At 73.1% G+C, this 20,355-nt stretch carries 17 protein-coding genes; 10 read left to right on the top strand and 7 right to left on the bottom strand.

All coding sequences use genetic code 11. The features are described from left to right. Positions 1-45: 45 nt before the first annotated feature. Genes VA596_RS48010 through VA596_RS48000 form a run of 3 tightly spaced genes read left to right on the top strand, consistent with a single transcriptional unit; the run spans position 46 to position 1,618 of the window. Positions 46-486, top strand: a complete 441-nt coding sequence (locus VA596_RS48010; RefSeq protein WP_323337271.1) for a MarR family winged helix-turn-helix transcriptional regulator — start codon at positions 46-48, stop codon at positions 484-486. Positions 487-503: 17 nt separating this feature from the next. Then, a complete protein-coding gene (locus VA596_RS48005) occupies positions 504-1,067 on the top strand; it encodes an isochorismatase family protein (protein WP_323337269.1) in 564 nt (187 codons plus the stop codon). Continuing rightward, a complete protein-coding gene (locus VA596_RS48000) occupies positions 1,064-1,618 on the top strand; it encodes a YbhB/YbcL family Raf kinase inhibitor-like protein (protein WP_323337267.1) in 555 nt (184 codons plus the stop codon). The genes VA596_RS48005 and VA596_RS48000 overlap by 4 nt, the downstream gene beginning before the upstream one ends. Before the next feature lie 65 nt (positions 1,619-1,683). Here VA596_RS48000 and VA596_RS47995 read toward each other — a convergent pair whose 3' ends face one another. Continuing rightward, complete coding sequence (locus tag VA596_RS47995) at positions 1,684-2,295, bottom strand: TetR/AcrR family transcriptional regulator (protein ID WP_323337265.1); 612 nt, start codon at positions 2,293-2,295, stop codon at positions 1,684-1,686. Between the two features lie 93 nt (positions 2,296-2,388). Here VA596_RS47995 and VA596_RS47990 point away from each other — a divergent pair, with 93 nt between their 5' ends. Beyond that, the gene (locus VA596_RS47990; protein ID WP_323337263.1) at positions 2,389-3,150 is read left to right on the top strand and encodes an SDR family NAD(P)-dependent oxidoreductase; all 762 of its coding nucleotides are present in this window, start codon (positions 2,389-2,391) and stop codon (positions 3,148-3,150) included. Between the two features lie 33 nt (positions 3,151-3,183). Here VA596_RS47990 and VA596_RS47985 read toward each other — a convergent pair whose 3' ends face one another. Beyond that, complete coding sequence (locus VA596_RS47985; protein ID WP_323337262.1) at positions 3,184-4,845, bottom strand: alpha/beta fold hydrolase; 1,662 nt, start codon at positions 4,843-4,845, stop codon at positions 3,184-3,186. Between the two features lie 184 nt (positions 4,846-5,029). On the opposite strand from VA596_RS47985, the gene VA596_RS47980 reads away from it, so the two are divergent. The 3 genes from VA596_RS47980 to VA596_RS47970 are packed head-to-tail and all read left to right on the top strand — an operon-like array spanning position 5,030 to position 7,363. Next, positions 5,030-5,851 (top strand): inositol monophosphatase family protein, encoded by an 822-nt coding sequence (locus tag VA596_RS47980; RefSeq protein ID WP_323337261.1) that lies wholly within the window; start codon positions 5,030-5,032, stop codon positions 5,849-5,851. A gap of 18 nt (positions 5,852-5,869) precedes the next feature. Continuing rightward, a complete protein-coding gene (locus VA596_RS47975) occupies positions 5,870-6,490 on the top strand; it encodes an NAD(P)-dependent oxidoreductase (protein ID WP_323337259.1) in 621 nt (206 codons plus the stop codon). A gap of 12 nt (positions 6,491-6,502) precedes the next feature. Continuing rightward, positions 6,503-7,363 (top strand): polysaccharide deacetylase family protein, encoded by an 861-nt coding sequence (locus VA596_RS47970; RefSeq protein WP_323337258.1) that lies wholly within the window; start codon positions 6,503-6,505, stop codon positions 7,361-7,363. On the opposite strand, the gene VA596_RS47965 is transcribed toward VA596_RS47970, so the two are convergent. Together VA596_RS47965 and VA596_RS47960 are read right to left on the bottom strand one after the other, a co-directional pair. Continuing rightward, a complete protein-coding gene (locus VA596_RS47965) occupies positions 7,364-8,170 on the bottom strand; it encodes an inositol monophosphatase family protein (RefSeq protein ID WP_323337257.1) in 807 nt (268 codons plus the stop codon). Between the two features lie 110 nt (positions 8,171-8,280). Continuing rightward, a complete protein-coding gene (locus tag VA596_RS47960; RefSeq protein ID WP_323337255.1) occupies positions 8,281-9,963 on the bottom strand; it encodes a discoidin domain-containing protein in 1,683 nt (560 codons plus the stop codon). A 153-nt stretch (positions 9,964-10,116) separates the two neighbouring features. Here VA596_RS47960 and VA596_RS47955 point away from each other — a divergent pair, with 153 nt between their 5' ends. Continuing rightward, positions 10,117-16,608: a type I polyketide synthase gene (locus VA596_RS47955; RefSeq protein WP_323337253.1), complete on the top strand. Its 6,492-nt coding sequence runs from the start codon at positions 10,117-10,119 to the stop codon at positions 16,606-16,608. Next, complete coding sequence (locus VA596_RS47950; protein ID WP_323337251.1) at positions 16,601-17,317, top strand: GNAT family N-acetyltransferase; 717 nt, start codon at positions 16,601-16,603, stop codon at positions 17,315-17,317. Before VA596_RS47955 ends, VA596_RS47950 begins: the two co-directional genes overlap by 8 nt. A 210-nt stretch (positions 17,318-17,527) precedes the next feature. On the opposite strand, the gene VA596_RS47945 is transcribed toward VA596_RS47950, so the two are convergent. Further along, complete coding sequence (locus VA596_RS47945) at positions 17,528-18,364, bottom strand: SAM-dependent methyltransferase (RefSeq protein WP_323337249.1); 837 nt, start codon at positions 18,362-18,364, stop codon at positions 17,528-17,530. A 146-nt stretch (positions 18,365-18,510) separates the two neighbouring features. Here VA596_RS47945 and VA596_RS47940 point away from each other — a divergent pair, with 146 nt between their 5' ends. After that, positions 18,511-19,140: a DUF5134 domain-containing protein gene (locus tag VA596_RS47940; RefSeq protein ID WP_323337248.1), complete on the top strand. Its 630-nt coding sequence runs from the start codon at positions 18,511-18,513 to the stop codon at positions 19,138-19,140. On the opposite strand, the gene VA596_RS47935 is transcribed toward VA596_RS47940, so the two are convergent. After that, positions 19,097-19,774, bottom strand: coding sequence for an alpha/beta hydrolase (locus VA596_RS47935; protein ID WP_323337246.1), 678 nt, complete (start codon positions 19,772-19,774; stop codon positions 19,097-19,099). The two genes, VA596_RS47940 and VA596_RS47935, sit on opposite strands and share 44 nt — an antisense overlap. 9 nt (positions 19,775-19,783) lie before the next feature. Further along, on the bottom strand, positions 19,784-20,332 hold the full coding sequence (locus VA596_RS47930; RefSeq protein ID WP_323337245.1) for a sigma-70 family RNA polymerase sigma factor: 549 nt from the start codon (positions 20,330-20,332) through the stop codon (positions 19,784-19,786). Positions 20,333-20,355: the final 23 nt, after the last annotated feature.

Raw genomic sequence — 20,355 nt, 5'->3', positions numbered from 1 at the left:
TCGCCCGCAGATTGCTAAGGCGGATTGATAAGGTAGCCTTAGTACATGACCGATCACCCGGACCCCGCCGAGGTTGCTGCGGAGTTGCTGGACGGCATCAGCGTGCTCGTGCGGCGGGTTCGGCAGGTGCCCGCCGAGGGTGGGCTGACCATGCCCGAGCGCGCCGCGCTGTCCCTGCTCGGCAGCTCGGGGCCCACCACCTCCTCGGCGCTCGCGCGGGAAGCGCAGATCACCGCGCAGGCGATGGGCGCGACGCTGAGCGGGCTGCGGGACCGGGGCCTGGTCGAACGCCGTTCGGATCCGCACGACGGCCGGCGCGGGGTCCTGATGCTCACCAAAGCCGGCGCGCGGGCGCTGAAGGACAAGCGGAACGCGCGGGCCGAGCTCATCACCGGGGCCCTCACCGGCGGCGCGTTCACCGCCCGGGAGCTGAAGCAGCTCGCCGCGGCCGCGCCGTTGCTGGAGCGGCTGGCCCGGACCGTCTGACCTGCCAGGGAGAAACCATGCCTTTGACCACGATCGATCCGGTGCCCGCGCTGGTCGTGATCGACCTGCAGCGGGGCATCGTCTCGGCCTTCGACGACCCCTCGGTGCCCGCCGCCGTCAAGCAGGCGGCGCACCTGGCCGCCGAGTTCCGCCGACACGGCCTGCCCGTGGTGCTCGTCACCGTCACCGGCCGCGCGCCGGGACGGACCGACGCCGGACGGTCCGGCGGCGGCGCGGTGCCGCCCGGCTGGGCCGACCTCGTCGGCGAACTCGACGTCCAGCCGACCGACCACCTGATCACGAAACGTCGGCGCAGCGCCTTCCACGACACGGGCCTGGACACGCTCCTGCGCGACCTGGGTGTCACGCAGGTCGTGCTCGCCGGGATCTCGACCAGCTCGGGTGTCGAGTCGACCGCGCGCTCGGCGTCCGACCACGGTTACCACGTCGTCCTGACCACCGACGCCATGACCGACCCCGACGCCGAGGCCCACCGCCACAGCGTCGAGCGCGTCTTCCCGAAGCTCGGCGAAACCGCCACCGCCGCCGAGATCGCCGACCGGATCGAGGAAACCCGATGACCCTGCTCGGCCGGCTCCTGAAGAACCGCAGGGCGGGCGACGCCGACACGGCGTGGAACCTGCCGAACCTGCAGGGTCCCGAAGTGCTGACGCTCACCAGCCGAAGCTTCGACGACGGCGGCGTCATGCCGCTGGAGCACAGCGCGAAGCCCGTCGGCGGCAGCAACCTGTCCCCGCAACTGGCCTGGACCACGCTCCCGGCCGGCACGGCGGAGCTGCTCCTGGTCGTCGAGGACATCGACGTCCCGGTGGGCAAGCCCGCCGTGCACTGCACGGCCCTGATCGACCCGGCGGCCGCGGAGCTGGCGCCCGGCGCCCTGGCCGCGCGCGAGCCCGGCAAGGGGGTGCGGGTCCTCCGCTCCACCCTCGGCCGCGGCTACCACGGTCCGGCGCCGGTGAAGGGCCACGGGCCGCACCACTACGTCTTCCAGCTGTTCGCCCTCGCGGCGCCGATCGGCACCACACCGACGGCTCGGCCCCGCGCGTTCTTGCCCACCGTTACGGGGCCGGTTCTCGGTCGTGGCCGGCTGATTGGTGTCTACGAACGCTGATCCCGCGGTGGACCGCGCTGGCTTCCTGTGCTCGCGCGGTGATCGAGCGGACGTGGTCGCGTGGGTTAACGCTGATCCCGCGGTGACTCGCCCGGCAGCGCGCCGCGGCCGGGAGCGCGAAGCCCGGCCAGGACCACCGCGACAACCCGCTCGCGACCGCTGACCCCCGCGTCAAGCCCAAGGCACCGCGGGGACATCCCGGCAGCCGCGCCCGCGAAGAACGGCACGTCCCGCCAGGTGACGTCCGCGCGGACCACGCCGGCTTCCTGCGCTCGCTCGGTGATCACCCGGACGTGGTCGCGCAGGCTCCCGAACGCGGAACTCACCTCGTCGCCGCCCTCCTCGGGCTCGGCTGCCAGCGCGTCCGCAAGGCCCTTGTTCTCCGACTGGGCCACGGCAAGCGCGCTCACCAGCCCGGCGAAACCCGCCCAGGGGTCGGGGTCCTGCGCCGCCGAGCGGGCCTGCTCCAGAAGCTCGCCGACGACCTCGAGCAGCACGGCCTCCAGCAGCGCGTGGCGCGACGGGAACCGCCGGTAGAAGGTGCCCGGTCCGACGCCGGCGCGCTTGACGATCTCGTTGGTCGACACCGCCAGACCGTGTTCGGCGATGGCCGTCCGCGCGGCCGCGACCACCAGTTCGGCACTGCGGCGCGCGTCGGAGCGCAGTTCCCGGGCCATGTCCCGAGCCTAGCACTAGACGGAGAACGCCTCTCCGTCTAGTGCTAACGTGAAACGGAGAATGACTCTCCGTCTGAAGGGGCAGGGCAACTCATGGGCACCTTGACCGGCAGGACCGCGCTGATCACCGGCGGCAGCGAGGGCATCGGCCTGGCGATCGCCGACGCCTTCGCGCGGGAAGGCGCGGATCTCGTGCTCCTGGCCCGCGATCCCGGCAAGCTCGGCACGGTCGCGGCCGGCCTGCGGACGCACGGCGCACAGGTCACGACCGTCTCCGCCGACCTCACCGATCCGGCGGCCGTCGACGGGCTACCCGACGGCCTCGCCGCCGACATCCTGGTCAACAACGCAGGGGTCACCCACCTGAAGCCGTTGGCGGAGACCACTTCCGCCGACTTCGACACGATGGTGCGGGTCAACCTCGGCGTGTCGTTCCAGCTGGTCCGGCGGCTGCTGCCCAGCCTGGTCGCGGCGCGCGGCAGCGTGGTCAACATCTCGAGTTACTGGGGCACGAAGATGGTCGCCGGCCGTCCGGCGTCGGTGTATTCGGCGACGCGCGGCGCGCTGAACTCGTTCACCCAGGCGCTGGCCAGCGAACTGGGGCCGGACGGCGTGCGCGTGAACGCCATCGTGCCGGGCTCGGTCCGCACGCCCGCCTTCGAACGGCGGTTCCTCGGCCCGATGACCGGCGAGCAGCGCGCGGACTACGACGGCTACGTCCGGAACGCCTACCCGGCGGGCCGGATCGGGCGCCCGGAGGACGTGGCCGCCGCCGCGCTCTACCTCGCCGCGCCGGAGAACACCTGGGTCACCGGCAGCATCTTGACCGTCGACGGCGGCTTCAGCGTCCGCTGACGGCGGGCGGCCGGACGACCGCCCGCCGCCGGCTCAGTTGAGTTCGCTGATCTTGCGCCGGACGTCCGCACGCAGGCCGGAGAGTGCGTCGGCGCTCCGGGTCGTGAGGCTGCTGCTGTGCGCCGGGCCGAGCGGGCCGGTCACCGGGTACACGGCGTCCTCGTCCGGCAGCGGCACGCCGGGGCAGGTGACGCTCGCCGTCCGGGAGTTCTTGACCAGGAAGGTGTTCACCATCCCGTCGACGCACGGGTCGCCGGCCAGGGCGTACTGGCCGTGGAACGGCGAGTCGTCCACCGACACCAGTGGGACGCCGGCCGCGCGCGAGGCCGCCTTCGCCTGCTCGTAACCGGTTTGCGGGTCGAACTCGCCCTGGACGACGAGCACGTTCCCGGCGACCTCCGCCGGCAGGTTCGGCAGTACGTGCTGCGGCGCGTCGGACCAGAAGCCGCACGGCTCGCTCAGGCCGTAAAGCCAGCCGTACAACGGGTACTGCGGGCCCTGCCGGTCGCTGAGCCGCTTGTACCAGGCGGCCGACTGCGTCGGCTGGTCACCGCAGGCCACGGCGTAGCGGGTGCCGGGGAACGCCGCGTAGTCCGGCACGGCGGCCGCGATCTTCGCCACGGTCAGCTGGGCCGCCGGCACGCCGAAAGCGCTGCGGGACACCGCATCCAGCTCGCCGGTCGGCGCCGCGCCGCCGGGATCCAGGGAGTTCGCGCCGATGACCAGGATCAGGGCCCCGAGGTACCACTGGAACTGGCTGCCGTTGCCCACGAAGATCCGGTCGAACGTGTCGCCGTCGATGCCCTGCGTCTTGAAGAAAGCACGGATCTGCTCGATCTTCGCCTTCACCTCGGGCACGGTCGTCCCGAGCTGCTCACCGTAGCGGCGGGTGACCCACGGCAGGTAGACGTCGTCGAACTGGCGCTGGTCGATCACCGGGAACGCCTCGAAGTCGGCCTGCAGCCGGCCTTCGAAGTTCACGCTGGAGTCGAGCACGGTCTTCCCGGTGTGCTCCGGGAACAGCGACGCGTACTTCGCGCCCAGCCAGGTGCCGTAGGAGTAGCCGAGGTAGTTCAGCTTCTCGTCGCCCAGCAGCGTGCGGATCAGGTCCATGTCGTGCGCGGTCTGCCACGTCGTGACGTACGGCGTGAGCGCGTTGCTCTGGCACGCCTCGGCGATGGCGCGCGGGGTCTGCTGGTGCAGCGCGATGCTCTGCGCCGACCGGTCGCGCGCGTCGAGGCCGGCCGGGATCCGCCCGGTCGGGACCTGGCACTGGAACCCGTGGTCGTCACTGCCTTCCCGGCCGGTCCCGCGCGGGTCCATGCCGATCAGGTCGTACCGCTCGTTCACCGTCGGTTCGAGGCCGGCCAGCGCGCCGGCGAGCGAGGTGCCCTGGCCGCCGGGCCCGCCGGGGTTGACGAGGAGCGCGCCGAGCCGCGCGCCGGTGGCCGCGACGCGGCTGACCGAGACCTGCAGGTCGACGCCCGCGGCGGGGTTGGCCCAGTCCCGCGGCACGGTGACCAGCGCGCACTCGGCGGGCTTGGCGCCGGCCGCGGGCGTGAACGCGCAGGCGCCCCAGGTGACCTGCTGGGTGGTGTAGGGCGCGAGGGGGTCGTCGTCGGCGGCCGCGGCGGGGGTCGCGGCCGCGACCAGTGCCGCGACGGTCACCACCAGCCCTGCTCGGAAACCTGGCATGCGAAATTCCTCCCGGTGTGGAGTGTGGAGGAGGGAAACCGTTCCACACCTTCACACGAAGGGGATCATCCCGGAGTATCAGATTGCGCAGCTCCGGTCATACTTCGACGATTGCGTCCGGGTAAATCAACGAGTGCAAAGCATTCATTTGAATTAATGCCCATTCCTGCCTACGGTCGGAGACATGAGCACAACAACGCCTTTCCCGCAGGCCACGACCGAGGACGCCGCCGTGCTGAGCGCGGCCGTCGCCGCGGTGCGTGACGCCGGCCGCCGCCTGCTCGCCGGCTACTCCACCGAGTCGCGCCCGGCCGACCGCGCCGGCCTGCTCGCCGCGATCGAGGAGAACGAACGGACCTCGCTCGACGGCCTGCGCGCGGCCCTCTCCGCGGCCCGGCCCGAAGCGGGGTGGCCGACCGAAGAACAGGAAACCACCGAGCTGCCGCCGGGGGAGTGGTGGGCGGTCGACGCCGTCGAAGGCAACGTCAACCACGTGCACGGGCTGCCGGAGTGGTGCGTCACCGCGACCCTGCTCCGGGACGGCGTCCCGGTGCTGACGGCCGTCCACCAGCCGGTCGGCGACGTCGTGCACACCGCGCTCCGCGGCGGCGGCGCGTTCGCGGACGGGCAGCGCCTGAGCGTCTCCGCCAAGACCGACCTCGGCGCCGCCATCGCCACCACCGGGCAGGCCGAGGCCGGCCAGCGCGAGACCTACCGGCGCATCGGCGAGTCGATCACGGCGATGCTCGGCAGCGCACTGCTGGTCCGCGCGACCGTGCCGTCGACGTTCCCGCTGCTGCTCGTCGCGGCCGGGCACGCCGACCTCTTCTGGCAGTACCGGCCGACGCTGCCCGGGGTGGCCGCCGGCGCGCTGCTCGTCACCGAGGCCGGCGGGCTCGTGACCGACCTCGGCGGCGCGCCGTGGCGGCCCGGCAGCGACACCATCCTCGCCACCGCGCCCGGCCTGCAGGCCGCGGCCCTCGCCACCCTGTCCACTGTAGACTGACGAACTCCGGAGACCACCATGGAAATCACCGTACTGGGCGCCACCGGCGCGACCGGCACCGAACTCGTCCGCCAGGCCCTGGAGCGGGGTCACAGCGTGACCGCGGTCGCGCGCACCCCGGACCGCATCACCCTGCCCCCGTCCGATCGCCTGATACGCGTGGCGGGCGACGTCCGCGACCCGGACTCCATCGGCCGGGCGCTCAAGGGCGCGCGGATCGTCGTGTCCGGGCTCGGGATCAGCGGCAAGGACGCGCCCGGCGCGCTCACCGCGGGCGCCCGCGCGGCCGTCGACGCCGGGCCGGACTTCGTCGTCTGGCTCGCCGCCTTCGGCACGGGGGACTCGGCGCCGTACGCCGGAGCCCTCACCCGAGGCCTCCTGAAGACCTTCATGAAGAACGAGCTGGAAGACCGCACGACCGCGGACGCGACCGTGCGCGCCGGCGGCGGTGCCGTGTTCCACGCCGGCCCGCTGTCGGACGGCCCGCTCAGCCCGGCCCGGCGCACGGTCTCCCTCGACGACGCGCCCCGGCGGCTGTTCCCCGCGCGCGTCAGCCGGGCCACGGTGGCCGCGGCAATGCTCGACGAGGCGGAGCAGCAGCGTTACGGCGGCCGGATCGCCGTCCCCCTCGAGCGCTGACAGGAGTCCGTTGTGGACATCGAACTCTTCGACTACAGCCCCATCGTCGGCCGCCCTCCGGTGCGCTGGCCCGGCGACGCCCGCGTGGCGTTCTACGCCGGGCTCAACATCGAGCACTTCCACGTCGACCGGCCGTCGGCCAGCTTCAACGAGGCGACCGCGAAGCTGGTGCCGGACCCGGTGAACTACGGGTGGCGCGACTACGGTGCCCGGGTCGGCATCTGGCGGCTCATCGACGTCCTGGACCGGCAGGGGATCCGGGCCAGCGCCCTGCTGAACTCCGAAGCCGGCGAGCGCTACCCGCAGATCGTCGCCGCGGGCCGGGAGCGCGGCTGGGCGTGGCTCGCCCACGGGAAGTCGAACTCGATCCCGCAGGCCGGCCTGGCCGAGAACGAGGAGCGCGCCCTCCTCGCCGAGGTCTTCGACAGCATCGAGAAGACGACCGGGCAGCGGCCGCGCGGGTGGCTCGCGCCGGGCCTGACCGAGACCTTCGCCACCCCGCGCCTGCTCGCCGAGCTGGGTGCCGGTTACGTGCTCGACTGGACCAACGACGACCAGCCGTACCCGCTGAACGTGCCCGGCCTGCTCAGCGTCCCGTACACCCTCGAACTCTCCGACATGCAGCTCTTCCACCTCAAGAGCCACACGGGCGCGGACTACGTCCAGATCGTCAAGGACCAGTTCGACCAGCTCTACGCGGACTCGGCGGCCGGCGGACGGGTGATGGCGCTGTCGCTCCACCCGTTCGTCGCCGGCCAGCCGTTCCGGCTCAAGTACGTCGAGGCGGCGCTGGAGTACATCGTCGGCCACCCCGGGGTGTGGGTGACCACCAGCGACGAGATCGCCGCGCACGCGCTTTCACCCGGCCGCTGATCAAGCGGTGCCCAGCGCGTCGAGGGCGGTGGCGTGCAGGCCCGGCGCGGCCACGACGACGTCGGCGCTGTCGGCCCGCCACGGCTGCCCGCCCGGCTCGGTGGCGACCGCGCCGGCCTCCGTCGCCAGCAGGACGCCCGGGGCCAGGGCGGGCAGGTCCGGGCCGAACCGCCAGTAGACGTCGAAGTGCCCGGCGGCGACGTCCAGCAGCGGGAACGTGCTGGGCACCGTCTGGCGCACCAGCAGTGCGCGGCCGAACATCGTCTCGATGGTGCCGGCCGTCCGGCGGTTGAGCTCGGCGCTGCCGCCCGCCTGGCTCGTCGTGACGATCGCCGCGGACAGGTCCACTTTGGCCGAGGCGCGCAGCGGCGTCCCGTTGAGACGGGCGCCGCCGCCGCGCACGGCCGTGAAGGTCCGCTCGCCGACGGGCTGGTACACCACGGCGGCCACCGGGAGGTTGTCGCGCACCAGCGTGAGGTTCACGGACCATTCGGGGAGGCCGTGCAGGAAGTTCACGGCGCCTTCGACGCCGTCCACGACCCACCACTCACCGGCCAGCTGCCGCCGGGTCCGGTGCGTCTCGGGGTCGTCGTCGAGCCAGCGGGCTTCCGGGCGCAACGCGGTCAGGGCCTTGCGCACCCCGTCGGCACCGGCTTCCTCGACGCGCTGGTTGCCGGCGTACAGGTCGTCCCGGCTCGCCGGCCGCGCGGCGGGGGAGTAGATCTCCCGCACGCGCCGGCCGGCTTCCTGGGCGACATTGACGAGGTGGGGCAGCAGGGCCAGGTCTTCGGCCGTTGCGGTGTCCATGAGAATTCCTTTGGCAGCAAGGGATTGGTGACGAACCCATGCAACCGCGAACGGTGAAGTGCGTCAAATGCCTAAAACACCATCGACGATTTACCCCGGTGCACTCGACCTCAGCTGTAGACCTCGAACCGGGCGATCTGGCCGGCCGGCCAGCCGGTGTTGCCGGTGCAGGTCAGGCGCAGGAACCGGCGGCTGCCGGCCGGGACCGTGATGGTGACGCTGTTGCCCCGCGCCGGATCGAACGCGTAGCCGGTCGCCGGGACGAGGGTGGTGAACGTGCTGCCGTCGGCGGAACCGGACAGCGCCAGCGTCTGCGTCCGGGCACCCCACGCGCTCGACGGCGGCACCGCCACCACGATCCGGGTCACCGCCGTCGCCGCACCGAGGTCGACCTGGAGCCACTGGGGGAACGCGTTGTTCACGCTTTCCCAGTAGCTGTCCGGGTTTCCGTCGACGGCGTTGCCCGCGCCGTAGTTCTGCGTGTGGCTGCTTTCGGCCGTGGCCCGGCCGCGTGCCAGGTCGGTCGAGCCGCCGGTGGTCAGGGTCGGCGGGGTCGGACGGGTCGCCGTCAGGGCGAGCTGGCCCTTGAGCATGCGGCCGCCGTCGGCGGTCAGCCGCAGGTAGTAGTCCGACGAGCACGCCGTCCCGTCTTCGTCGAGGGCGAGCAGGCCCGAGCCGGCGGGGGTCATGGAAGCGTTTTCCGCGGTCTTCGCGATCTGGTTGCCTTCACCGTATTCGTCGAACATCGAGATGTAGATGCCCTGCGCGCCGGCCCGGACCATGTTGTAGAACTGGCGCCACATGAAGTCGCCGTGGGCGCGCTGCCGCCCGGAGACGTCGCCGGGCAGCACGCACGGCTGGTAGTCGATGCCGTGGGCGGTGCAGTCGGCCTGGTCGGGCACGGTGAGGTTCTGGTACATCCAGTCGGCGCCCGCGATGTCACCGACGGCCCCGACCATCCACGGTGAGATCATGTTGAACGCGCGGTAGACGTTGCCGAAGCCCGGCCGCGAGCCGCCGTCGCTGGTCCGCCACTCCCGCGGCACGCCTCCGATGACGTAGCAACCCTGGCCCTTGAACCAGTTCACGACGTCGAGGCAGGTGTTCGCGTCCCACGGGTGGTTGCCGTCGTTGTACCCGAACCCCCAGATGCAGACGACCGGTTTGCCGTTCTGGCGGGCGTAGGCGGATGACGCCGTGTGCGCGGACATCTTCGCCGTCCAGTCGGCCTTCATCTCCGCCTGCATGTTCGCCCAGCCGGTGGCGTCGTACATGATGTAGAACTTGCGCCCGTGCGATTCGGCGGCGCTGCGGACCTTCGCGGCCATCGCGTCGCGCGTCGGGCCTTCGCTGCTGTTGGGGTTGAAGCGCTGCAGCGCGGCGGTGTCGCAGCCGTTCTGCTGCATCCACAGGAAATGCGTGTCCACGGTCTGCTGGTCGTACGACGAGAACAGCGTCGCCGGCTGGCCGTTGCCGAAAGCGCTGTAAGCGGTTTGGTACGTGCGGGTGTACTCACGCATGTCCGGCCAGGCCTTGATGACGTTGTTCGTCGGCGACGGCGTCCGGCCCCAGTCCTGGCTCCAGTGCCACCAGCCGTTGATCGGCGCGCCGTCACCGGCGCAGGCGAACCAGCCCTGGTACCCGACGGTGATCTTGCCGACGACGTCCCCCGGCGGGCTGGCGGCGGAGGCTCCCGAGGCTCCCGAGGCTCCCGGTGCACCGGCGAGGGAAAGCGCTCCCCAGGCCGAAGCGGCCGCGGCCGAGCCGATGAACGTCCTGCGCGAGATCGCCATGTCAGTTCCTCTCGCCACGCTGCTCGAGTACGTCTGCTGGTGAACGGACTGTAGGCTTTCGGATAAGAGGTGGCAAGACTCGAACCGATTTCAGAAATTTACGTACAGAAGTCTGCAAGAGTCGTCACGTCGAAACATGGTTATCTTGGTGGGATGGGGGAGATCCGAGAAGATTTGCTGCGCCCGTTGCCGATTCTGCTGGGTACCGCTGACCGGGAACGCCCCGCGTTTTCCGACGGCACCCGCGAGGTGACCTACGGGGAGCTGGCGCGGACCAGCGGGCAGCTCGCCACCGCGCTGGGGGTGGCGCGGGGGGACCGGGTGCTGCTGCACGTCGGAAGCCGCGTCGAGTACGTCGAATTCCTGCTGGCCGTGGTGCGCGCGGCCGCGGTCGGGGTGCCGGTGAGCGTGCGGGCCACCGAGGCGGAACTCGCGGCCGTCGCCGACGACTCGGGCGCGGTGCTGCTGGTCACCGAGGCGCGGCACGCCGACCTCGCGCGGCGGCTGGCCGCGAGCCGTCCGCAGCTGCGAGTCGTGTTCGTCGAAGACGATTTGGCCCAGGGAACCGGTGCGCCGCGGGACGACCTCGGGCTCGACGACCCGGCCTGGCTGCTCTACACCTCAGGCACCACCGGCCGGCCGAAGGGCGTGCTGACGACGCAGCGGGCGATGCTGTGGTCCACCGCCGCGGGGTACGTCCCGATGTTCGGCCTGGCCCGCGACGACACGATCCTCTGGCCCCTGCCGCTGCACCACGCCTACGCGCTTTCGCTGGCGGTGCTCGGGACGATCGCGACCGGCGCGCACACCCGGCTCACCGAACGGCTTTCGGCCGAGCTGCTCGCCGAGCACCCCGGGTGCGTGCTCGCCGGGGTCCCCGCCACGTACGCGGGGCTGCGGCCGGAAATCCGCGGTCCGGTTGTGCCGCCGCGCCTGTGCCTGACGTCCGGGGCGCCGTGCGGGCCGGCCGCGCGGGCCGCGGTGCGCGACCTGTTCGGCGTCCCGCTGCTGAACGGTTACGGCGCCACCGAAACGGGCGGCAAGATCGCCGTCGAGGTACCCGGGGAGACCGGGCTCGTCCCGTTGCCGGGCAACGAGATCCGCGTCGACGGCGGCGAGATCCTGGTGCGTGGCCCGGGGTTGATGCTGGGCTACCACGGGCAGGCCGGCTCCCCGTTCGAGGACGGCTGGTACCGCACCGGCGACGCGGGCCGCCTCGAAGACGGCGAGCTCGTCCTCGAGGGCCGGATCGACGACGTGATCGTCTGCGGCGGCCAGAACGTGCACCCGGCCGAGGTCGAGGCCGTGCTCGCCGAGTCGCCGTCGGTGCGGGACGTGCTGGTCGGCAGCCGCCCCGACGAGGTCGTCGGCCAGGTGCCGATCGCGTTCGTTGTGCCTTCCGGAGACGACGTCGATCCGGCCGAGCTGCGCCGGCTGTGCCTGGCGCGGCTGTCGCTCTACAAGGTTCCGGTGGCGTTCCACCGGGTCGGGGAGATCCCACGGACCGCGTCGGGAAAGCCGCGGCGCGGGGTACTGACCGTACCGGAAACGCCTGCGCCGCAAGGAGATCTCGCGGCGCTCGTCCGAGCGGAAGTCGTCGCCCTCTGCGGCACCGACGTCGGGGACGGGTGGCGGGACCGGCCGTTCAGCGAACTCGGGCTCACCTCGCTGGCCGGGGTGCAGCTGCGGCACCGGCTCACCGAAGTCGCGGGTGTGGCCCTGCCCGCGTCGCTGGTCTACGACTTTCCGACGCCGGGGGAGGTGATCGCGGAGCTGACGCGGCTGACGTCGGGGACCCGGCCCGCGGCGCGGGTGACCGCGCCGGTGCCGGCCGCGGAGCCGATCGCCGTCGTCGCGATGGCGTGCCGGTTCCCGGGCGGGGTGCGGTCGCCGGAGGACCTGTGGCGCCTGGTCCGCGACGGGGCCGACGCGACCGGGGAGTTCCCGGCCGACCGCGGCTGGGACGTCGAAGCGCTCTACGACCCCGATCCGGACCACCTCGGCACGTCGGTGACCCGGCGGGGCGGCTTCCTTTACGACGCCGGAGATTTCGACGCCGGGCTGTTCGGCATCTCGCCGCGCGAGGCGCTGGCGACGGATCCGCAGCAGCGGCTGCTGCTCGAGACGACGTGGGAGCTGTTCGAGCGGGCCGGCCTCGACCGCACGGCGCTGCGCGGCAGCGACACCGGCGTGTACGTCGGGGTGATGAACGAGGACTACGCGAGCCGGTTCGACTCGCACGAACTCGAGGCGTGGCTGGGCATCGGGTCGTCGCACGCGGTCGCGTCCGGCCGGATCGCCTACACCTTCGGGCTGACCGGTCCGACGCTCACCGTCGACACGGCATGCTCGTCCTCGCTCGTGGCCCTGCACCTGGCGGCGAAAGCCTTGCGAGCGGGCGAATGTTCCCTCGCCGTCGCCGGTGGCGCGACGGTGATGGCGACCCCGCGGACGTTCCTCGCGTTCAGCCGCCAGCGCGGGCTGTCCCCGGACGGCCGGTGCCGGCCCTACGCCGCCGACGCCGACGGCACCGCGTGGGCCGAGGGCGCGGGAGTCGTGCTGCTGGAACGGCTTTCGGACGCCCAGCGCCTCGGCCATCCGGTTTTGGCGCTGCTGCGCGGATCCGCGGTCAACTCCGACGGCGCGTCCAACGGGCTGACGGCCCCGAGCGGGCGGGCCCAGCGCGCGGTGGTCGCCGCGGCGCTGGCCGACGCCGGGCTGGCCCCGGCCGACGTCGACGCGGTGGAGGGCCACGGGACGGCGACCCCGCTCGGCGACCCGATCGAGGCCGAGGCCCTGATCGCCGCGTACGGGCCTGGGCGGGACCGGCCGCTGTGGCTCGGCTCGGTGAAGTCCAACATCGGCCACACCCAGGCCGCCGCCGGGGTCGCCGGGCTGCTCAAGATGGTGCTCGCTCTCCAGCACGAGCAGCTGCCGCCCTCCCGTTACGCCGACAACCCCAGCCCGCGGATCGACTGGTCGGCCGGGAGCGTGGCGCTGCTCGACCGGGCGCGGCCGTGGCCCGCCGGTGACCGGCCACGGCGTGCCGGGGTGTCGGCGTTCGGCATCGGCGGAACCAACGCCCACGTCCTGCTGGAGGAGCCGCCGGAGAAACCCTTGGAGGGCAGGGACTTCCCGGTGGCGCCGTGGTTGCTCGCCGCGGCCGACGACAACGCCCTGCGCGCGGTCGCCGCCGGACTCCTGGACGTGCAGGACAGCGTCGACGTGGCTTACACGCTCGCCACGCGTCTCGCGGCCGGGCACCGGGTGCTGATTCCCGCGGGCGACCGGGAAGCGCTGCGAGCCGTCGCCGAAGGCCGGGCCGGCGGGCGGACAGTCCGCGGCGGGGCGCGGCTGGCGTTCCTGTTCTCCGGGCAGGGCGCCCAGCGAGCGGGCATGGGACGCGAGCTGGCGCGGTCCTTCCCGGCGTTCTCGGACGCCTTCGGCGCGGCCTGCGAGGCGCTCGGGGGAGACATCGCCTTCGACGGCGAGCTGGCCGATCGCACGGACCACGCGCAGGCCGCGCTGTTCGCGTTCGAGGTCGCGCAGTTCCGGTTGCTCGAATCCTGGGGTGTGCGCCCGGACGTCGTGGTGGGGCACTCGATCGGCGAGATCGCCGCCGCCCACGTCGCGGGAATCCTGTCGCTGGCGGACGCGGCGGCCCTGGTGACCGCGCGCGGTCGGCTCATGGCCGCGCTGCCGGCCGGGGGCGCGATGATCGCCGTGTCCGCGTCCGAAGAGGAGGTCGTGCCGCTGCTGTCCGGGCAGGTCGCGATCGCCGCCGTCAACGGGCCTCGCTCGGTCGTCCTGTCCGGTGAGGAGGCGGCGACCGCGGAACTCGCCCGGCGCCTGGGCGGCGGGACCCGGCTGCGCGTCAGCCACGCGTTCCACTCGCCGCTGATGAACCCGATGCTCGACGAGTTCGCGGCGGCCGTGGCGGGCCTGCGTCACGAGCGTCCGGTGATCCCGTTCGTGTCGAGCCTGACCGGCGAGCGGGCTCTCGAGCCGGGGCACTGGGTGCGGCACGTCCGGCAGACCGTGCGCTTCGCCGACGCGCTGGCCACCGCCGCTCCCGACGTCGGCCTCGAACTCGGCCCGGCCGCCGTCCTGACCCGCGTCGCGGAATTTCCTGCTGCCGCAACGACTTCGTCCGGCGAGGGGGTGCTCGCCGCGCTCGGCGGCCTGCACACCGCCGGCGTCCCGATCGACTGGCGGAAGGTGTTCGACGGCAGCGGCGCCCGGACCGTGCCGCTGCCGACGTACCCGTTCCAGCGGACGCGTTACTGGCTGGAGCCGTCGGCACCGGTCGTGACCGGGCTGGGCCATCCCGTGCTCGGCCCGGCGCTGGAGGCCCCGGACTCGCCGCGGGTCGTGCACGGCGGTTCGCTCGGCGCGCGGTCCCACGGCTGGCTGGCCGACCACGTCGTCGGCGGGACCCCTCTGGTGCCGGGCGCGCTGTTCGTCGAACTCGCACTGCACGCGGGTGACGCCGTCGACGAACTCGTCCTGGAGGCGCCGCTGCCGTTCGACCCGGCCGAAGACACGCACCTGCAGGTGGTCGTCGACGGCCCCCGGCTGGACGTCTACGCCCGGCGAACGTCCGAAAAGGACTGGCGGCGGCACGCGAGCGGCCGGATCCGGCCACGCGGCCCGCTCCCCGCCCGCCGGACGGGGGAGTGGCCACCACCCGGCGCGGCGGAGATCGACGTCACCGAGGCGTACGGCTTTCTCTCCTACGGGCCGGCCTTCCAAGCAGTGAGACGACTTTGGCGGCGCGACGGCGAGGTCTTCGCCGACGTCGAACTCCCGCCGGGCACCGGCGGCAGGTTCGGACTGCACCCGATCCTGCTGGACGCCGCGGTACACGCGGTGGCGCTGACGGGCGGCGCGGACGCCGAGCCGAGGCTGCCGTTCCTGTGGACCGGGGTGGAGCTGTACACCCCGGGAGCCCGGCGAGCCCGGGCACACGTCGTCCTCGACGATTCCGGTGCGCTGCAAGCCGAACTCTTCGACGCCAGCGGCGAACCGATCGCCCAGGTGCGATCCCTGGTAACCCGCCCGGTAAGCCCTCGGGACACGATGCTCTACCGTCCGAAGTGGACGGCCGTGACCCCCTTTGCGGCGGTTGGCCCGATCACCGTCATCGAGGCCGCCACCGGCGATGTCCTCGAGTCGACCAGCGCCGCTCTTCGGCTGCCCGATGGTGGGCGCCTGGCCCCGGTCTCGCGGGATGCCGCTGGGGCCGTTGCCGGTGATATTCGGGAGGCGACTACTGCCGCTGTGCCGGAGGTTGGTCGCCCGACCCCGGTCTCGCGGGATGCCACTGGGGCGGCTACCGGCGATGTCCGCGAAGCGACCACAGCCGCTCTCCGGCTCCTTCAGGAGCGCCTGCCCGGGGGTGGCCGGCTGGCCCTGGTCACGCGGAACGCCACCGGCCGTAACCCCGACCCGGCCGCGGCGGCGGTCTGGGGGCTCGGCTGCTCGGCCGCCGCCGAGTACCCGGGGCAGCTGACGATGGTCGACCTGGAACCCGGGTTTCCGCTGGACCGGGTGCCCGAGTTCGCCGGGAACGGGCGGGAAACCCAGATCGCCGTGCGCGATGGCGTTCCGCACGTGTTCCGGGTCGTGCGGGCCGCGCCGTCGGAGGTGCGGCCGATCGACCCCGCCGGGACGGTGCTGGTCACCGGCGGCACCGGGGCCCTCGGCGCGTTGCTGGCGCGCCACCTCGTGCGTGGCCACGGCGTCCGGCACCTGGTGCTGGTGAGCCGCCGCGGCCTGGCCGCGCCCGGTGCCGGTGAGCTGCGCGCGGAGCTGGCCGGGCTGGGCGCCGACGTGCGGATCGTCGCCGCGGACGTCGCCGACCGCGCCGCGGTGACACGGCTCGTCGAGGCGTGCGATCCGCCGCTGACCGCCGTCGTGCACTCGGCGGCCGTGGTCGACGACGGTGTCTTCGCCGCGCAGACCCCCGCCCGGTTCGACACGGTGCTGGGCCCGAAGGCGGACGCCGCCCTCGCATTGGACGAGGCGACCCGGCACCTGCCGCTGAGCGCGTTCGTGCTGTTCTCCTCCATCGCCGGGACGTTCGGCAAGGCGGGCCAGGCCAACTACGCGGCCGCCAACCGCGTCCTGGACGCACTGGCCACCCGCAGGCGCGCGGCCGGCCTGCCGGGCCTGTCGCTGGCCTGGGGGTTGTGGGACGTCGGCACCGGGCTCGGCGACCGCATCTCCGCCACGGCCCGGCAGCGGATCCACGCGTCCGGCGTCGCCGGGCTGACCGCGGAGCAGGGCCTCACCCTGTTCGACGCGGCGCTCGGATCCGCCGAGCCGGTACTGGTCCCGGTCCGGTTCACGCCCGCCGCGACGGAAGCGCCCCCGTCCGTGGTCGGCCGCAAGTGGCCGTCGCGGCCGTCGGAGAGCGAACTCCGCGAGCTGCTGCGCGCCGAGGTGGCGTCGGTGCTCGGCCACCCGGACGCCCGGGCCGTCACCGACGACCGCCCGTTCCCGGAGCTGGGCTTCGACTCGCTGACGACGCTGGAGGTCCGCGCCCGCATCACCACCCTCTCCGGCCGCGACATCGCGGCGGCCGCCCTCTTCGACCACCCGACGGTGGCCGAATTGGCCGCGTACCTCCACGACGATGTCTGACGTGCGAGCCGCGGAGCTGGCCCTGCACCAGCGGACCGGGCTGGCCTGCGCGGCTGCCGGGGTGCCGGGCCGGTTCCGCGTGTGGGAGCACGACGGGCTGCTCGCGGTGCTGGCCACCGATCCCGCGCTGGGGTTCCTGTCGACGGTGTCCGGCGTCGCGCCGGAGACGCTGTCCGCGCTGCCCGGCCTGCTGGCCGCGCCCGAGTGGGACGGCGTCGAGCCGACCGTGCTCACGACGGACCTCGACGCACCACCGGCCGCCGGGCTGGTGCGCGCGGGGGAGCGCGTCCTGGCCGTGCGCCGGCTCGGGGAGTGGCCTGAGCCCGAGTCGGTCGTCGACGCCGATGACACCTTCGTGGACGTCCTGCTGGCCGGGTACGAGGCGGAGGGGGTGGTCGCGGCGTTCGTCGCCGCGGAACACCGGCTCCCGCAGGTACGGCGGTTCTTCGTCGTCGAGGACGGGACGCCGATCGCCGCCGCGGCCATGACCATCCACGGGGAAGTGGCGGTGCTCGGGGGCGCATCGACCCTCCCGGCGCACCGGGGCCGGGGCGCCCAGCCACGGCTGCTGCGGCACCGCCTGCGAGTGGCGGCCGACGCGGGCTGCGTCCTGGCAGTGGCGACGGCGCGCGCCGGGTCGGTCAGCGCCGCCAACCTCAGCCGGGCGGGGTTCTGTTGCTATCGGCGCTCGGCGTGGGCCAGGGCTTGAGGGCGAGGCCGCAGACGATGATGCGGTGAGCGGATTGGGGCTGCGGCCGGCGGCGGTGATGCTGTGCCCGGCTTTGAGGTGCAGTCCGTGGTGACAAGCGCGCGGGAGGTCAGCGTCGAGAAACCTGCGCGGGCGAGGTTCCGCTACGACCGGCGTTTGGCCTGGGTCAGGGACTGAGGGCGAGACCGCCGGCGATAATGCGCGCGGCTGTCAGGGCTTGCGGCCCACGCCGCCGGCGATGATGCGGTGGGCTACCGTCACCGGCTTCAGGCGGGGGCCGTCCGGCCACCACTGGTAGAGCGGGACGATGCCCGGGTCGATCAGGTCCAGGCCGTCGAACAGCTCGGTGATCTCGTCGTGGGTGCGCCAGGTTGCGCCGCCCAGCGAGCCTCGGGCGACGGCGTCCGACAGCTGGTGCGCCGCGTCGCTGTCCGCCGGTTCCTGCGGGTCCAGCAGGTGCGAGATGAGCACGTGCGAGCCCGGCGGCAGCGCGTCGATGTACTCGCGCATGACCTCGGCCGGCGCGTGCCGGTCACCCTTGTGGTGGTGCAGGGTCGCGACCTGTGACAACACGATCGGCTGCGTCCAGTCGAGGTGGTCGCGCACGGTCTCGTGGTCGAGAATGCTGCGCGGGTCGAAGATGTCGCCCTCGACGTAGCGCGTCAGCTCGTTGTCCTCCAGCAGCGCCCGGCCGTGGGCGGTCACCACCGGGTCGTTGTCGACGTAGACGACCTTCGACAGGCGGTCGAACCGCTGCGCGACCTGGTGGACGTTCTCCGCCGTCGGCAGCCCGGAGCCACAGTCGAGGAACTGCGTGATCCCGGTCTGGTGGGCCAGGAACCGGATCGCGCGGATCAGGAACAGCCGGTTCTCGACGGCCACCTCGACGACGTCCGGCATCGCCGCGGACAGCTGGTCGGCCGTCCTGCGGTCGATCTCGTAGTTGTCCTTGCCGCCGAGCAGGTAGTTGTAGACGCGCGCGACGCTCGCCCGGCTCGGGTCGACGCCGACCGGCGCGTTCGGCGAATCGGCATCGTTCGACGGCATCTCCGGGCGCCTCCTGCTCACGGTGGAAAAGTCCCACCCACCGTAACCATCCGGGTGAGCCAGGTTGACCCCGGGCCGCGCGGATCGCCGGGAACTTTTCCCCGCGTCCGTCCGACCAATGCGCGGTCTCTCGGAAAGGTGCTGCGATGACAGCCTCGTTCGCGCTGCGCCTGGCGCTCGGCGTCGGGTTCCTCCTGCTGGCCGTCTACCACGGCGGCCGGTGGGTGCTCTCCCGTCGTGACGGCCCCGGCGCCGGCTGGGGCGACGGCGTGGCCCACGCGTCGCACCTCGTGCTCTGCGCCGGGATGGCGGTCATGGTCGAGCCGGCGATGGACCCCCTGCCCGCCCCGGCGTGGATCGTGCTGTTCGGCGGCTTCACCGCCTGGTTCGCCGTCCGCATCCTGCGCCGGCGGGCTTTGGAGGGGGAGCTGCACCACGTCGTCGGCGGCGCGGCCATGCTGTACATGGTCGTCGCGATGCCCGCGCTGCCCCCGATGTTCGGCATCCCGCCCGCCCACGACATGGCGGACATGGCCGGCATGGACATGAGCGGGATGCACGAAATGACCACCGTCGCGAGCGTCGGGACGGGCCTGGCCGTGCCGATCGTCGCGTGGCTGCTGGCGGGCTACTTCGCGGCGCACACGGTCCGCCTCGGCGCGACCCTGGTCACCGCCGAGAGCACGGCCGCGACCAGCCGGTCACCACGGATCCTGGGCACCTGCCGGATCCTCACGAGCGTCGGGATGGGCTGCCTGCTCGTCGCGATGGCCTGAACGCCCACGCCATCATCAGCGGGAACTCCTCCCGCCAGAACGCGCCGCCGTGCGAGCCGTCCCGTTCGGTCAGGACGACGTCCGCTCCCGCGTCGCGCAAGGCGTCGGCCCACCGGGTCGCGTTCGCGAGGAACCACGGTTCCCCCGTGCCGCCGACGAGGTACGCGCGGGGGAGCGGCTTCGGCAGCACCGCGGGTGGCTGGTACCCACCACCCGGGGACGCGCAGAGGACCGTGCCGTAGACGTCGGGATGGCGGAGGCCCATGGCGAGCGCGAGCTCGCCGCCGGCCGAGACGCCGAACACCGCGGTGCGCTCGGCGGGCAGGGCGACGCCGAACCGCGAACGCGCCCAGCGGCGGACGTCCTCGACGAAGAACGTTTCGTGGGCGGCGAACCGTGCCGAGGCGAAACTGCCCGGGGAGTACTCGTGGATCCGCTGGGTTTCGTCGTCGAGGCGGTGGGCGGCGACGATGAGCGTGGGCGGGGAACCGGCCGCCTCGAGGGCGTCTCCCCACGAGGCGATCACCTGGCCGTCACCGGCGAACACGACGGCCTCGGGCGGCGCGGCCGGGACGTACGCCGTGACCGGCCGGCCGCCGTCGTAGCCGAGGGTGTCGGTGACGAGACGTCCCATCCGGCGAGCCTAGGCGCAGCGGACGGTGAGCGCCGTGGTGAGGTCGTCGCGGGCACGGGCGACCCGGGAGCGGATCGTGCCCACCGGGCAGTCGCACGCCGCGGCCGCGTCCACATAGGACAGTCCGAGGGTCTGGGTGAGGACGAAGGCGTCCCGGCGGTCCGGTTCGAGCGCGGCGACGAGGTGGTCGAGCACCACCCGCTCCTCGAAGGCCGACGGCGCCGCACCTTCCGCGACCGCCTGCCAGTCGTCCAGCGCCGCCTGGCGCGGCCGCGCCCGCAGGCCGCGGATGTGGTCGGCCACCACCCGCCGGGCGATGGTGAACAGCCAGGTCCGGGCCGACGAATCGGCCCGGAACCGGCCGAGGCCGCCCAGCGCGCGCAGGTACGTCTCCTGGGTCAGGTCGTCGGCGGTCTGCGTGTCGCTGAGACTCGCGATGTACCGCCAGACGTGCGGCTGGGTGGCCCGCAGGAACCGTTCGAGGGCTCGGTGGTCGCCGCGGCCGGCGAGCTGGGCCTGCTGCGTGATCTCGGCGTCTTCGGCGGAACGTGACCTCACACCGGGAACACGTCGGGTTCGCC

The sequence above is a fragment of the Amycolatopsis heterodermiae genome, from assembly GCF_034929455.1.
Lineage (GTDB): Bacteria > Actinomycetota > Actinomycetes > Mycobacteriales > Pseudonocardiaceae > Amycolatopsis > Amycolatopsis heterodermiae.
The sequence above is the reverse complement of the archived record's forward strand: the minus strand, read 5'-3'. Positions and strand labels throughout refer to the sequence as shown.

Excerpts from the sequence above, each read along its gene's own strand:
- VA596_RS48005 (WP_323337269.1), top strand. The coding sequence starts at position 504 with ATGCCTTTGACCACGATCGATCCGGTGCCCGCGCTGGTCGTGATCGAC.
- VA596_RS47990 (WP_323337263.1), top strand. The coding sequence starts at position 2,389 with ATGGGCACCTTGACCGGCAGGACCGCGCTGATCACCGGCGGCAGCGAG.
- VA596_RS47980 (WP_323337261.1), top strand. The coding sequence starts at position 5,030 with ATGAGCACAACAACGCCTTTCCCGCAGGCCACGACCGAGGACGCCGCC.
- VA596_RS47935 (WP_323337246.1), bottom strand. The coding sequence starts at position 19,774 with ATGGGACGTCTCGTCACCGACACCCTCGGCTACGACGGCGGCCGGCCG.
- VA596_RS47955 (WP_323337253.1), top strand. The coding sequence starts at position 10,117 with ATGGGGGAGATCCGAGAAGATTTGCTGCGCCCGTTGCCGATTCTGCTG.
- VA596_RS47995 (WP_323337265.1), bottom strand. The coding sequence starts at position 2,295 with ATGGCCCGGGAACTGCGCTCCGACGCGCGCCGCAGTGCCGAACTGGTG.
- VA596_RS48000 (WP_323337267.1), top strand. The coding sequence starts at position 1,064 with ATGACCCTGCTCGGCCGGCTCCTGAAGAACCGCAGGGCGGGCGACGCC.
- VA596_RS47975 (WP_323337259.1), top strand. The coding sequence starts at position 5,870 with ATGGAAATCACCGTACTGGGCGCCACCGGCGCGACCGGCACCGAACTC.
- VA596_RS47940 (WP_323337248.1), top strand. The coding sequence starts at position 18,511 with ATGACAGCCTCGTTCGCGCTGCGCCTGGCGCTCGGCGTCGGGTTCCTC.
- VA596_RS47950 (WP_323337251.1), top strand. The coding sequence starts at position 16,601 with ATGTCTGACGTGCGAGCCGCGGAGCTGGCCCTGCACCAGCGGACCGGG.
- VA596_RS47945 (WP_323337249.1), bottom strand. The coding sequence starts at position 18,364 with ATGCCGTCGAACGATGCCGATTCGCCGAACGCGCCGGTCGGCGTCGAC.
- VA596_RS47965 (WP_323337257.1), bottom strand. The coding sequence starts at position 8,170 with ATGGACACCGCAACGGCCGAAGACCTGGCCCTGCTGCCCCACCTCGTC.
- VA596_RS47960 (WP_323337255.1), bottom strand. The coding sequence starts at position 9,963 with ATGGCGATCTCGCGCAGGACGTTCATCGGCTCGGCCGCGGCCGCTTCG.
- VA596_RS47985 (WP_323337262.1), bottom strand. The coding sequence starts at position 4,845 with ATGCCAGGTTTCCGAGCAGGGCTGGTGGTGACCGTCGCGGCACTGGTC.
- VA596_RS48010 (WP_323337271.1), top strand. The coding sequence starts at position 46 with ATGACCGATCACCCGGACCCCGCCGAGGTTGCTGCGGAGTTGCTGGAC.